This is a genomic window from Arthrobacter sp. M2012083 (assembly GCF_000281065.1).
GTDB lineage: Bacteria > Actinomycetota > Actinomycetes > Actinomycetales > Micrococcaceae > Arthrobacter.
Genome location: NZ_AKKK01000067.1, coordinates 86,807 through 99,905, shown reverse-complemented (window position 1 = coordinate 99,905; position 13,099 = coordinate 86,807). Strand labels below are relative to the sequence as shown.

Genomic DNA, 13,099 nt, shown 5'->3' with positions numbered 1-13,099 from the left:
AGAGGCGCTAAGCCACTGTGGAGTAGGCCACGACGCCGCGTCGCACCAAGTCGATGGACTCGCGGCAAATGCGGGCCAAGCGTGGGTCGAGTTGGGGGATCTTGGCCAGCTGGTCAAGGAGGTCCACCACTTGCTTGGCCCAGCGGACAAAGTCGCCGGCAGCGAGGTCGGTTCCGCTGAGCACGTCCTGAAGATGACGTCCCTTGGCCCACTTGTACATGGGCCACATCAGTCCAAGTTCCGGTTCGCCGGTGAGAGGCAGCCTGCTGCGCTCCTCGGTGTCCTCCAACTGGGACCACTCGCGGATGACTATCTCAATGGCTGATTCCAAGGCAACGCTGGGCATCCTGGGCCGCAGGCCGCGGTCTTCCCGTTTGGCTTGGTAAACCAGGGTGCTGGCAAGCGAGGCCAGTTCGGCGGCGTCGAGGTCGTTGATGGCACCACGCCGCACAGTCTGGGAAATGAGCAGGTCCTTTTCACCGTAGATCCGACGAAGCCGCTGCCCGTCGGTGCTGATGGTGACATGTCCGGCGTCGTTGGTTTCAAGGTAACCGTAGACCGACAGGACATCGCAAACGCGGTCGAAAGTCTTGGCAATGCTGTTCGTCCTGCCTTGGATCTGCCTGACCAACCCATCGGTCTCCCTACGCAACTTCCACCAGCGCTCCGACCACCGTGCATGGTCTTCGCGTTCGCTGCAGCCGTGGCACGGATGAGCCCGCAGTGCCCGCCGAAGGTCCGCGATCTTCTTCTCCTGATCCGGCTGGCGCGCCCCGAGGCCAAAGTCTTCGTGCCTGCTGTTGCGACGGCTGTGGGGTGCGTCCTCACTGATGGCATGCCGCATGGACGAAGCGAGGTCCCGGCGGGATTTGGGAACCTTGGCATTGAAGGACTTCGGAATACGGATACGCGTCACGGGCGACACCGGACCGTCGAGGTCGTGGACACCGATGCGTCTCAACTGGTTATCAGAGGTGAGGACGGAGGGCCTTGGTTCCCGGGCATTGCGGTCCACCTCCAGCACCACGGCATGCCCTGTGAGCCGGCCGCTGTAGATGCTGATGACGTCGCCGGGGATCAGGCGTGCAAGGGAATCCGCTACATGGGATTTCCGGGCCCGCTGATGGTCGCGGGCGGCGAAATTCTCCGCGTCGCTGAGTTCACGCCGGAGCTTTGCGTACTCGGTGAAGTCGCCCAGGTGGCACTGCATGGACTTGGCGTAGCCCGCCAGCGATTCTTCGCGCCCCCGCACCTGCCGGGCAAGGCCTACGACGGAGCGGTCGGCTTGGAATTGGGCAAACGAGGATTCAAGGATTTCACGGGCCCGGACGCGTCCGAACTGGGCAATAAGGTTGATGCTCATGTTGTACGTTGGCCTGAAACTGGAGTTCAGGGGGTAGGTGCGTCGGGAGGCAAGGCCAGCTACGGCAGCCGGATCCGTTCCCGGCTGCCACAGCACCACGGCATGGCCTTCGACGTCGATGCCACGACGTCCGGCGCGACCAGTGAGTTGGGTGTACTCCCCCGCCGTAATGTTGACGTGCGCTTCACCGTTGAACTTTTCCAGCTTTTCAAGCACGACGCAGCGTGCGGGCATATTGACGCCAAGGGCCAGTGTTTCGGTGGCGAAGACTGCCTTGACGAGGCCGTCGGCAAAGAGCTTTTCCACTACTTCCTTGAACGTGGGAAGCATGCCTGCATGGTGGGCAGCAAAGCCCCTGATGAGGCCATCGCGCCAACCCCAGAATCCGAGGACGTCGAGGTCGTCCGCTGGAATTTCGTGGCTTGCCTCGTCCACCCGCTGGGCAATGATCTGCTGTTCGCGTTCGGTTGTCAGCCAAAGTCCCGATGCTGCGCACTGGGCGACGGCAGCGTCACAGCCGGCCCTGGAGAAGATGAAGGTGATGGCAGGCAGGAGATCCTGACGCCTGAGGCTCTCAATGACTTGGGGACGGCTGGCTTTCCGCACGGGACTGCGCTGCTCGGGCTGCTGCCGCTCATCGCGATAACGGTCCTGGCGACGCCGACTCCGGCCACCGTGGCCGAACCGGCCGTTCATGTTCATCCGGCTCTCGGAGCGGGCCATGGCCAACAGGTCCGGATTGACCTCGAACTCGGGGCCGGTGACTGCCTGGCGGACTGTGTCTGCGGACGAGCGCTTGGCAGAGGCGCGCCGGTGGTCAGTGGTGACAGGCTCGGCCACCACCTCATGGGCTTCGGAAAGGTCCGGCGCCTCGGTCTCCTGCATTCCTGGAGCTTGGGGCGCAATTTCGTCGAACGTTGTGTCGCCGGCAAAGAGATCCACGATTTCACGGCCCACCATGACGTGCTGCCAAAGCGGTACGGGACGGTGTTCGGAGACGATGACGTCGGTATCCCCCCTCACCGTATCCAGCCACGCGCCGAATTCTTCCGCGTTGGAAACCGTGGCACTCAGCGAGGCAACCTGCACTTCGCTGGGCAAGTGGATGATGACTTCTTCCCACACGGCACCACGGAAGCGGTCGGCCAGGTAATGAACCTCGTCCATCACTACAAACCCAAGATCGCCGAGGGTTTCGGAATCGGCGTACAGCATGTTCCTCAGGACTTCGGTGGTCATGACCACCACGGGAGCTTCGCCGTTGATGGTGGTGTCACCTGTCAGCAACCCCACGTTCGCCGAACCGTATTTTGCCGCCAGTTCCGAGTACTTCTGGTTGCTCAAAGCCTTGATGGGCGTGGTGTAGAACGCCTTGAGTCCACGTTCCAAAGCCAGGTAGATGGCGAACTCGCCAACGATCGTCTTACCGGCACCCGTGGGGGCCGCAACCAGAACACCGCGGCCCTCCTGGAGCGACCTGCACGCCTCACGTTGGAAGTCGTCCAGTTCAAAGTCCAAGGAACGTGCGAAGGCACCTAGATAAGTTTTCGACTCAGCCGCCCGCTGGGCTGCCGCCTGGTAACGGTCTGATGGAGAGGAAGACCCGGAAATGGAGGACATGCATCAAGCCTAGTGGCCCACGGTCTAGAGATTCTCCAGATCCGTGGCCGGGGTTGCGATGTCTGCAGTGGCTTCAGTCTCAGCCGCCCGCTTGATGGCACGGCGCTCACGGCGGCGGTCATTCAGGACACAGATACCGATCGCCGCGAAGAACAGGAGCAGCATGGGTGCTGCGAGGTAGAACATGCTCATGGCGTCGGCGCCGGGAGCGGCCATCGCAGCGAACAGGCACACCAGGAAGATAGTGATTCGCCAACTTTTGATGAGCTGCTTGCCCTTGATGATTCCGGCGAGGTTCAGTCCCACCAGCACCACGGGAACAAGGAAGGCGATTCCGAAGGCCAAGAGGAGCCGGAGGACGAAGGCCAGATAAATTTCGGCGCTGATGAAGTTTGAACCGCCCACCGGAGTGAAGTCGGTCAGGACGCGAACCGCGTTGGGCAACACAAGCCAAGCAAGCAGGACACCGCCGATGAAGAGCGGTACGGCTGCTGCCACGAAGGACAATGCCAAGCGCCGTTCTTTCTTGTGGAGACCCGGAACGATGAAGGCCCACAGCTGGTAAATCCAGACCGGACTTGACAGGATCACGCCAAGAAAAACCGACACCTGGACCATGAGGTCAAATGAACTGGCGACGCCGTCAAAGTTCAGCGTGGCAGCGCGTCCCTCTTTTTCGTTGAGGTCCTTGATCGGTTTGATCAGTGCTTCCAGGAGAGGCTGGTAGACGATGAAGCCCACCACTGTTCCCAGGATGACGCCGATTGCAGCCTTGAAGAGCCGGTTTCGCAGCTCCTTGAGGTGATCCAGGAGCGCCATCCGGGCTTCGGGGTTGGCCTTGCGCCCCTTCGTCTCTACCACTTCTCTTTAGACGCGGTTGGAGGGCGGTACGTCAGTCTCGCCGTTGTTCTTGGCCTTGACGTCCGGGTGGCCCACTACTTTGCCTTCCACGGCGTCGGAAGCGTCCTGGGAGTCCTTGGCTTCGGAAGAACCATCCTTCTTCATTTCGCGGACCTCAGACTTGAAAATGCGCATCGACTGCCCGATGCTGCGCGCCATGGACGGCAACTTCGGCGCTGCAAAGAGCACCAGAGCCAGGACGATGATGATGATGAGATGCCAGCCTTCGAGCCTCATGTGGGGAGGTCCTTTCCTTTTGGATACATCCTACGTCTATCTGAATTCAATGTCGTGCAGGGATTGGGGTTGACCCCGCTCGGCTTTGCGCTTGACGCGTCGTTGACGACGATCTTCCTGACGGAAGGCTTTGGCCGTCAGGTAATCATGACGCATCTGTTCCGGTGAGGCAAAAATTGCGGACCCCGGCGCGGGCCGTGGCTCGGCGGTTTCAACGTCGGAGGTTTCCTGGGAAGCAGGAAGGTTGCTGAAACGTTTACCCGCGGCACCCAGATCATGAACAGTTGACATGAATTTCTTGTACAGGCGATAGCCCAGAGTCAGGTGAAAGAGCAACGACAGGGCAATAAGCGCGATCCACAACAGGATCCAGAACCACCAAGGCATCTGAGTAGTCTAGCCAGCCTTCGTGCTTGAAGGTGAGTTGTACTGCGCCAAGGCCGCGTCGACCCACGCGCGGCTTTCCTGCCGAAGGTGCTCGGGATCGAGGATCCGAACGGTGCCTCCATGCTGCGAAACGAACATCGGAAGCCATGCGGCGTTGCCAAACCGAACTTCGGCGAGCAGGCCGCCGTCGGGCAGTTGAGCGGTGCGCTCGGCGTAGTAGTCGTCAGCCAGCCCGGCCCCCTGGCGAGTCAGCTGGAGGACCACCAGCACGTCATCATCGCTGGGCGTGAACAGCCGGGCCGGAAAATTCTGCCCGGCTGTTGGCGGCGTGGACACGGCCCGGCCGTTGGCCTCCAACGCTTCTACCCTGTCCAGGCGGAAGTTCCTGATACCGGCCTTGCTGTGGCAATACGCCTCGAAGTACCAGGTGTTGTCCAGCGAGTAGAGCCGCAGCGGGTCCACGTCACGCTCGGTCACTTCGTCGCGTTGCAGTGAGAAGTACCTGAGTCGCAACTGCCGGCCCTCACGGATTGCCCGGGTTATGGCGGCGAAAGCGTGTGACTGTTCCGGCGCCACCGACTGCCCGGAGACTGAGCCGGCCAATCGTGCAGCCTGCCCGGCGGCGCCAGTCAGCTTGATGGTGACCGATTCCAAGGCGCTCCCCGACTCGTCCGCGAGCATTCCCGCCAGTGCCGGTAGATCGCCCAGCATGGCCAGGCCGGTCAGCAACGCAGCCGCTTCGTCTTCACTGAAGCGCACTGGACGGTTCAAATCGAGGTGTTCGGAGATGTACACGTGATCGTTCTCCCATTGAATATCCAGCAGATCGTCCGGGTACCCCTCGGGCAGCCCCGAGCAGATAAGGATCTTCAGGTCATCGATCAGCGCCTTGCGGCTGATGCCAAAGTGATCGGCCACCTGCTGGATGTGCAGGCCTTGATGGTGAACCAGGAAGGGTACCAACTGAAGCATCCTGGCAAGTTGGTCTTCTGAGGTGCGCTTGCGTGTCCGGGGCGCACGTCCGGCTTCCGGAAATTCAAGGGGTATGGGCAGAGAGTCATCAAAGTCTGCGGCAGCCGTAAGGCGGCGTACGACGGCGGTGCGCAACTCCGCGGGCCCCGCCACCTTGACGTGGGGGCCGTAGGATGCCAACTCTTCGGCCAGCTGCTCGGGATCCCGGAAATCCACAGTGATGCGGTCACGACTGCTTGCATCCGGAGCTGGCTCGACGGACACGGACCTTTTGCGCAAGGCAAGCAATCTGTCCTTATCGATGTCCAGAGTTGCTTGTTGGACGGGCAGCTCATTGAGTGCGTCCAACTCCGCCCGGGCACTGAAGCCCTCCGGTGGTTGGAAGCTGCTCGCGGTTACAACGCTCACTGCCGTGGTCATCCGTGAGAGCCTGAAGAGCCTTTTGGCCCCTCTCCCCCGGTCCAGGCCCGCCAGGTACCACTGACCAAAGCGGCTGCCCAGCCCCCATGGCTCGACTTCGCGGACTTCTTCCCGGCCGGTACTGACCGCGAGGTAGCCGAAGCGGACGGGATGCTTGCCGTGCATGGCCGCAACGACGTCGTCGAAGGCTTGTCCGGCGGGTTTAATCCTTGGTTGGACGCCTGCAGGGAGGTCCACGTCCGTGAAGCCTCCTGCTGCCTGCAGCTTGCGGACGGCGTTAGCGGCTGCCGTTCCCAGAGCAGCGCGTTCCCACAGCTGAGCCGCCAGCAGAAGCACGGTGCTCTCCGCAGCCGTCAGGCTCACATCAGGAAGCCGGTTGGAGTCCTTGCCGATCCGGTAGCGAGTCGAGGCGGGGTCGTCCGCACCGAAGTTGCGCGGGTCCGTGAGGGTCTCGATCTCGAAGCCGAACTGCTTCAGATCCACTTTGTCGCGCTCGAACATACGTCCAAAAGCGACATCATTGTCGGCTGAGTCGTGGTAAACCTTTTCGCGCAGCACGGCACGTGGAAGGCCCACCTTGGTATTGAGTAAAGCCAAGAGCAGGTTCAGGAGACGTTCGGTGCGGGATGCGGACACGGTTGCTACGTTACTAAAAACCAGCGGGAAAGCAGCAAGGCGCGTCACCGGCCGGCAAAACCGGAAGGTAACGCGCCTTGCGAAAAGCCAGAGTCCTAGCGGACAGCCACGAGGTCGACGACGAAGATCAAGGCCTCGTTGGGCTTGATTGCTCCACCAGCGCCACGTGAGCCGTAGGCGAGCTCCGAGGGGATCTCCAGACGGCGGCGGCCGCCCACCTTCATGCCCAGCAGGCCCTGATCCCAACCCTGGATGACCTGGCCGACGCCGACGCGGAAGTCGAGCGGAGCGCCACGGCCCCAGGAAGCATCAAATTCTTCGCCGGTGGACCAGGCAACGCCGACGTAGTGGGTGGACACAGTGTCGCCGGCCTTGGCCTCGGGGCCCGTGCCCTCAATGAGGTCCGTGATGACGAGGTCCGTGGGGACGTCGCCTTCGGGGAAGTCGATTTCGGGCTTGGTGCGGTCGAAGTCACGCTGACCAAATGACATGGTTGCTCCTTAGTGAAAGGGACGAAGGGGTTTCAGGAACCAGCTTAGCCAGAACCTGGCTGGGATCTACTTTTTGCCGGTGATCTCAACGACGAAGACCAGCGGGCCGGCAGGTTTGCCCTGCGCAGCGGCGTTTGCTCCATAGGCGAGATCCGTCGGGATCGTCAGGAGAACCTTGGAGCCCACCTTTTGGCCCGTGAGGCCAAGTGTCCAGCCCTTGATGACCTGGTTCAGGCCAAAGGTAGCGGCCTCTCCACGGTCATAGCTGGAATCGAACTTGGTGCTGTCTTCCCAGCGCCAGCCACTGTAGTTGGCATCGATCGTGTCAGAGCTTGTGAGCTCCTCGCCGGTGCCTTCGGACAGGACCTTGACTGAAAGACCGGCAGGCGCATCAGTCTTGGGGATCTCCACGGAAGGTACGCCCTTGTCGTCAAAGGTCACCTTGGGAAGCTTGCCGTCTTTGTCCAGCTGCTCAGTCTCTTCCTTGCTCAACAGACCGGGTGCGTCCTTGGCGGAGGCGATCTTGAATACCACCAGTTGTGTGGACGCAGGTGCCGTTGCCGAGGAGTTGCCCGGAGCGGCGATTGCTACGTGGCTGCCTACTTTGGCGCCGATGATGGCGTCGAAGATCAGCTCATTGCCGGTTTTCATCTGCTCGGAGAGCTCAATCGGCTGGGGGCCCTTGGTGTAACCGTCCTCAAGCGTCTTGCCGTCAGTGCCATCCACAGCGACGAAAACGAGGTCGGCGATTTGACCCATCTTGACGGGCTCGCCGTTGCCTTCGCTGACCACCTTGACGGTGGGTCCCGTCACGGCCAGGGGCTTGGAGAATTCAAGTGCGGGCGCTTTGTCGTTGCCGTTGTCCGTCACCTTTAGGGAGTCGAGCTTGGAAACGTCACCTACTGACTTGCTGGTGGGCTCAGCGGCCGGAGTGCTTTCCCCACCGCAGGCGGTAATGAGCAGGAGGGCGGGAAGAAGTATTGCTAGGAGTCGGCGCACAAAAAGACACTTTCGTCGGGGCAAAGGGACACTCGGAAAGACGCGTGGCGCATCCAAGCAAGGTGTATCTCGGGAAGAGACCACTATCCAGAATAGCCCGTGAAGCTGGGAGCCAGCTTAAAAGGGCTCGTCAGCCCATTGAGTCCAGGAGCGCATCCACTCGTTCGTCCACGCTGCGGAAGGGATCCTTGCACAGGATCGTTTGGTGCGCGCGGTCGTTGAGTTTCAGGTGCACCCAGTCCACTGTGTAATCGCGGCCAAGCTCCTGTGCTCTCCGCACAAAGTCTCCCCGGAGCTTCGCACGGGTCGTCTGGGGTGGCGCGTCTACGGCATCTTTGACGTCGGTTTCCGTTACCAGCCTGCGTGCTGCGCCGCGCGCCTGCAGGAGGAAAAAGATGCCGCGTTGCCGGGAAATGTCGTGGTAGGTGAGGTCCAATTGGGCGATGCGGGGTGAATCCAGGCTGAGGTCATGGCGGCGCATGTAACCGTCCATGAGCTTCTTCTTGATGGCCCAATCCACTTCGGTGTCGATGGTGCTGGTGTCGCCGCTCTCGATGGCATTCAACGTCCGCTCCCACAAATCCAGGATGAGCGGTACGTGGGCGTTGTGGGCGCCGTTCGTGGCCACGAAGTCCGTCACCTTGTTGAGGTACTCCCGCTGAATATCAAGGGCAGTGAGTTGCCGGCCATTGGCCAACCGAACCAAAGCGCTGCCCGTCAGGTCGTGGGAAATTTCGCGGATGCTGCGGATGGGGTTCTCCATGCGCATGTCCCGCATGATGACGCCCGCCTCGATCATCCGGAGGATGAGGTCCACAGTGCCTACCTTGAGCAGAGCGGACGTCTCAGACATGTTTGAGTCGCCCACGATCACGTGGAGGCGGCGGTAGAACTCCGCGTCCGCATGCGGCTCATCGCGTGTGTTGATGATGGGCCGGGACCGGGTGGTGGCCGAGGACACGCCTTCCCAGATGTGGTCGGCGCGCTGGGAGAAAGCGAACGTGGCACCATGCGGGGTCTTCAGGACCTTGCCGGCGCCGGCGATCAGTTGCCGGGTGACAAGGAAGGGAATCAGGATCTCGGCCAGGCGGGAGAATTCACCGCGCCTCGGTATGAGGTAGTTCTCGTGGCTGCCGTAGGAGTTTCCGGCTGAATCAGTGTTGTTCTTGAAGAGGTAGACCGTGCCATTGAAGCCCTCCGCTGCGAGCCTGGCCTGGGCCTCATCCACGAGGTCATCCAGAATAAGTTCGCCCGCCCGGTCATGGGCGATGAGCTGGGCGAGGTCGTCGCACTCGGCCGTGGCGTACTCAGGGTGGGAGCCCACATCGAGGTACAGCCGTGAACCGTTGGTGAGGAATACGTTGGAGGACCTCCCCCAACTGACCACCTTCCGGAACAGGTACCGTGCAACTTCCTCAGGAGCCAGCGGGCGTGAATCCGGACTGGAATAGGAAATTCCGAATTCCGTTTCGATGCCAAAAATCCGTTTATCCATCTCAGCTCTCCTCTGTGAGCAACCGGGTCATGTCATCAGGCAGCAGCCGCCGGAACGCCCTGCGGGATCCGCGGTTGCTTTCCGAAGCACGGTAGAGCACGGCGGCTTCGACGGCAGTAGCGGGCAATTCTTCCACTTCCTTGTTCGTGGCCAAGGCGCGCAATGCCAATCGCATGGCCCCCGCCAAGCTGAGCTCCGGCTCCCAAGCCCCGTTGACGACGTCGGAAATTTGCTCGGCGAGCCCGCCCATGACGACGAAGCCGTTCTCATCCGCGATTGATCCATCGAAGGTGAGCCGGTAGAGGTGGTCCTGTTCCCGGGTAACGCCAACCTCGGCTACCGCCAACTCTACTTCGAACGGCTTCTGCTCGGCCGTGAACACAGCTCCGAGGCTCTGTGCATAAACGCTGGCAAGGCCGCGCGCGGTCACGTCCTCGCGATCATAGGAATAGCCACGGACATCGGCGTAGCGGACGCCGGCTTGCCTGAGGCTTTCGAATTCGTTGTACTTTCCCACCGCCGCGAAGGCGATTTTGTCGTATATTTCACCGATTTTGTGCAACGAGGGTGAAGGGTTTTCGGCGATCAACGCGATGCCGTCGGCGCAGCTGATGACCACGACAGAACGTCCGCGGGCGATGCCTTTCCGTGCGAAGTCCGCACGGTCCTTCATCAGCTGTTCGGGAGAGACATAGAACTGCTGTGTCATGTCAGGCCTCCCGTCCTGCGGCGGCCCGCGATTCGACAATGGCCCCGGCTATCGCGGCCAGGTCCCGTTCAGGGACGCGGCGGTTGCCGGAACGGTCGACGGTATACACCACCGGCCATAGTTTCCGGACAGGGTCAGGACCACCGGTGGCGGAGTCGTCATCGGCGGCATCGTAGAGGGCCTCAACAGCCACCGCCACGGCGTTCTCTTCCGACAAATTCGGCTTCCACAGTTTCTTCAGGGCACCCCGCGCGAAGACGGAGCCGGAACCAACGGAGTGATGCTCCTGTTCTTCGTAACGGCCGCCTGTGACGTCGTAGGAGAACAAGCGGCCGACGCCGGAGACGTGGTCGAAGCCTGCAAACAGTGGAACGACTGCCATACCCTGCATTGCCATGGGCAGGTTTCCGCGGATCATGGCACCCAATCGGTTGGCCTTGCCGACGAGGCTGAGGAGCGTGCCCTCAATCTTTTCGTAGTGCTCCAGTTCCACTTGGAAAAGCCGTGTGATATCGATTGCCAAGCCGGCAGTTCCGGCAATGCCGAGGACTGAATACTGGTCGGCCGGGAATACCTTTTCGATGTGCCGGCTGGCAATAATGTTGCCCATGGTGGCGCGGCGATCTCCGGCCATCAGCACACCGCCGGCGTACGTCAAAGCCACGATCGTGGTGGCGTGCGGCGAGGACGGGACCATGCCGGCGGGTAACGATTGAGTGAATGGAAGGAGTTCGGGACGCGAGCGTTGAAGATGCTCCGTGAAAGAAGACGTTGCCTGGGTGGCCAGGGGGCCGGTTGATGGGTCCTGCATTGCTGCACTCCTTCGACTCTGCATTCCGATGCCCGGCGGCCTCACGCCGGCCGGGCAGTACATCCTCTGGCGGTTCCGCCTACTGGCCGCCCTTTTGGACAAACGCCCTCACGAACTCTTCAGCGTTCGATTCGAGAACGCCGTCGATTTCGTCGAGAAGGTCATCCACGCCCTGCGTCGCTTCCGAAGCCTGTGCCTCGGGTGCTGCCGGCGGTGCCTCCGGTACGTCCACTTCGGTCTCGGTGTCCCGTGACTGCGGTTGTTGCTGCTCCTGTGCTGCCATTTTCTTTCTCCCTACTGTCAGTCTCCTGAAGACGGAGACTTCCTAATGCCATATTGCCACGCGGACCGGTGCTGCGGACGGCTTTGGCCAGGCACGAATAATCATGTGGCGGGCATCCGTCAGCTCCTCGCCGGCGGTGGCGCCTGACCCAGCAATTCGGCCAGGAATGAAGCAGCATCCGTGTGGCGTTCAAAGAGCGCGCCGGTCAGGGCCTGTGTGCCCCTCAAAGGCTCGCGCGTGGGTACCCGCTGCAGTTTCCCCAGCCCCGGAACATCGAAGATCACTGAGTCCCAGCTCGCGCCGACAACGTCCTTGCCGAAGCTGGAAACGCACCGGCCGCGGAAGTAAGCCCGGGTGTCCGACGGCGGTTCGGTGACCGCCCGGGTGATGTCGCCGTCGTCGACAATGCGCCGCATCCTGTCCCTGGAAAGCAACCTGTAGTAGAGGCCCTTTTCGGGCCGGATATCGGACCATTGGAGATCCACCAAGCCGAGACGCGCGTCGTCCCAGGCCAGTCCGTCGCGGTTTCGGTAGCCTTCCAGCAACGATTTTTTGGCCACCCACTCAACTGAGGAGGCAGCAGCATCAGGATCTGTACCGAGGGTCGTCAATGTGGACTCCCAATGGGACAAAACCTCATGAGTATGGCCGTCTCCAGTAACTGAATCTGCTACGCCTGTTTCCTGGGCCAGCTTGGCGGCTGCCTCGAAATACATCCATTGGAGATCGAGTGCTGTCACGCGTCTCCCGTCGAGCAGCCTCACGGTGACGGCCAAGGTGGTGTCGTGGCTAACGGCTTGGAGCGCCTGGACGGGCTCATGGACCTCGATCCTGGGAGCCTGTCCCGCCTCGATAAGGCTCAAGACCATGGCGGTGGTACCGAACTTCAGGAAATTCGAAGCTTGGCTGAGGTTGGCATCACCAATGATCACATGGAGGCGGCGATACTTGTCCGCTGTGGCGTGTGGCTCGTCCCTGGTGTTGATAATGGGCCGGCGGATGGTTGTTTCCAGCCCCACCTCTGCTTCAAAGAAGTCCGCCCGCTGGCTGATCTGGTAGCCGGGGGTTGAGCTGTCCTGCCCTATCCCCACCCTGCCTGCGCCACAGATGACCTGCCGGGAAATGAAGAACGGTGTCAGTCCACGAATGATGTCACCGAAGGGCACGGAGCGCGGCATGAGGTAGTTCTCATGCGAGCCATAGGACACGGACTTGTTATCGGTGTTGTTCTTGTACAGGTTGATGGGGGGAAGCGCGGTATCGGACGCGACCTTCCGGACTGTGGCCAGTGCAACCAAGTCACCGGCCGCATCCCAAGCCACGGCATCGCGGGGGTTGGTGACCTCCGGGCTGGAGTACTCAGGATGCGCATGGTCGACGTAAAGGCGGGCACCATTGCCGAGGACCATGTTCATCAGCAGGGAACCGGATTCGTCAGCGCCGTCCAGTTCCAACTCCTGGCGGCCGTAGGCCAAGGCGACCGCTTCGGCGTCGAGCACTGGCGGCTGGTCCGTCAGCTGGCTGGGATCCGCCGCTGCCCTATCCACTGTCCAACCGCGGGCATCGTGCAGCGGCTCCTCATCTGTGTAGTCCCACCGCGTCTCCGCGCCGCCGGCCGCCCGTTGACGGGTAACGGTCGCATACGCCTGAATGATCCTTGCGGACATCATGGTGGCGTTAGCTCCCGGCGCTGACGGTGCATGGATCCCATATTCAGTTTCCGAGCCCATGACGCGCATGGCGCCGCCTGCGGGAAGCTTTTCTGCGGGTGAACCC

The 13,099-nt window shown here is 61.5% G+C and carries 12 protein-coding genes; all 12 read right to left on the bottom strand.

Annotation, left to right across the window (positions count from 1 at the left end; genetic code table 11):
• Positions 1-7: 7 nt before the first annotated feature.
• The 12 genes from A477_RS0121755 to dop all read right to left on the bottom strand — a co-directional run bounded on the left by A477_RS0121755 (position 8) and on the right by dop (position 13,062).
• Positions 8-2,983, bottom strand: a complete 2,976-nt coding sequence (locus A477_RS0121755) for a DEAD/DEAH box helicase (RefSeq protein ID WP_017200962.1) — start codon at positions 2,981-2,983, stop codon at positions 8-10.
• A 24-nt stretch (positions 2,984-3,007) separates the two neighbouring features.
• Entirely contained in the window at positions 3,008-3,844 is an 837-nt protein-coding gene (gene tatC / locus A477_RS0121750) for a twin-arginine translocase subunit TatC (RefSeq protein ID WP_017200961.1), read from the bottom strand.
• 6 nt (positions 3,845-3,850) lie between these two features.
• On the bottom strand, positions 3,851-4,120 hold the full coding sequence (gene tatA / locus A477_RS0121745) for a Sec-independent protein translocase subunit TatA (RefSeq protein ID WP_017200960.1): 270 nt from the start codon (positions 4,118-4,120) through the stop codon (positions 3,851-3,853).
• A 36-nt stretch (positions 4,121-4,156) separates the two neighbouring features.
• The gene (locus A477_RS0121740; protein WP_017200959.1) at positions 4,157-4,507 is read right to left on the bottom strand and encodes a hypothetical protein; all 351 of its coding nucleotides are present in this window, start codon (positions 4,505-4,507) and stop codon (positions 4,157-4,159) included.
• 9 nt (positions 4,508-4,516) lie between these two features.
• Positions 4,517-6,535, bottom strand: a complete 2,019-nt coding sequence (locus A477_RS0121735) for a helix-turn-helix transcriptional regulator (RefSeq protein ID WP_026005840.1) — start codon at positions 6,533-6,535, stop codon at positions 4,517-4,519.
• Between the two features lie 95 nt (positions 6,536-6,630).
• The gene (locus tag A477_RS0121730) at positions 6,631-7,026 is read right to left on the bottom strand and encodes an FKBP-type peptidyl-prolyl cis-trans isomerase (protein WP_017200957.1); all 396 of its coding nucleotides are present in this window, start codon (positions 7,024-7,026) and stop codon (positions 6,631-6,633) included.
• Between the two features lie 66 nt (positions 7,027-7,092).
• Positions 7,093-8,025, bottom strand: a complete 933-nt coding sequence (locus A477_RS0121725; protein ID WP_026005839.1) for an FKBP-type peptidyl-prolyl cis-trans isomerase — start codon at positions 8,023-8,025, stop codon at positions 7,093-7,095.
• 130 nt (positions 8,026-8,155) lie between these two features.
• Positions 8,156-9,520, bottom strand: coding sequence for a Pup--protein ligase (pafA, locus tag A477_RS0121720; RefSeq protein ID WP_017200955.1), 1,365 nt, complete (start codon positions 9,518-9,520; stop codon positions 8,156-8,158).
• Position 9,521: 1 nt separating this feature from the next.
• Positions 9,522-10,229: a proteasome subunit alpha gene (gene prcA / locus A477_RS0121715; protein WP_017200954.1), complete on the bottom strand. Its 708-nt coding sequence runs from the start codon at positions 10,227-10,229 to the stop codon at positions 9,522-9,524.
• 1 nt (position 10,230) lies between these two features.
• Positions 10,231-11,040, bottom strand: coding sequence for a proteasome subunit beta (gene prcB, locus A477_RS0121710; protein ID WP_017200953.1), 810 nt, complete (start codon positions 11,038-11,040; stop codon positions 10,231-10,233).
• 79 nt (positions 11,041-11,119) lie between these two features.
• Positions 11,120-11,323 (bottom strand): ubiquitin-like protein Pup, encoded by a 204-nt coding sequence (locus A477_RS0121705; RefSeq protein ID WP_017200952.1) that lies wholly within the window; start codon positions 11,321-11,323, stop codon positions 11,120-11,122.
• 119 nt (positions 11,324-11,442) lie between these two features.
• Positions 11,443-13,062, bottom strand: a complete 1,620-nt coding sequence (gene dop / locus A477_RS0121700) for a depupylase/deamidase Dop (RefSeq protein ID WP_085939197.1) — start codon at positions 13,060-13,062, stop codon at positions 11,443-11,445.
• Positions 13,063-13,099 lie beyond the last annotated feature (37 nt).

Coding starts and splice junctions, on each gene's coding strand:
- A477_RS0121755 (WP_017200962.1), bottom strand. CDS start 2,983: ATGTCCTCCATTTCCGGGTCTTCCTCTCCATCAGACCGTTACCAGGCG.
- tatA (WP_017200960.1), bottom strand. CDS start 4,120: ATGAGGCTCGAAGGCTGGCATCTCATCATCATCATCGTCCTGGCTCTG.
- A477_RS0121740 (WP_017200959.1), bottom strand. CDS start 4,507: ATGCCTTGGTGGTTCTGGATCCTGTTGTGGATCGCGCTTATTGCCCTG.
- A477_RS0121730 (WP_017200957.1), bottom strand. CDS start 7,026: ATGTCATTTGGTCAGCGTGACTTCGACCGCACCAAGCCCGAAATCGAC.
- pafA (WP_017200955.1), bottom strand. CDS start 9,520: ATGGATAAACGGATTTTTGGCATCGAAACGGAATTCGGAATTTCCTAT.
- prcA (WP_017200954.1), bottom strand. CDS start 10,229: ATGACACAGCAGTTCTATGTCTCTCCCGAACAGCTGATGAAGGACCGT.
- prcB (WP_017200953.1), bottom strand. CDS start 11,040: ATGCAGGACCCATCAACCGGCCCCCTGGCCACCCAGGCAACGTCTTCT.
- A477_RS0121705 (WP_017200952.1), bottom strand. CDS start 11,323: ATGGCAGCACAGGAGCAGCAACAACCGCAGTCACGGGACACCGAGACC.
- dop (WP_085939197.1), bottom strand. CDS start 13,062: ATGCGCGTCATGGGCTCGGAAACTGAATATGGGATCCATGCACCGTCA.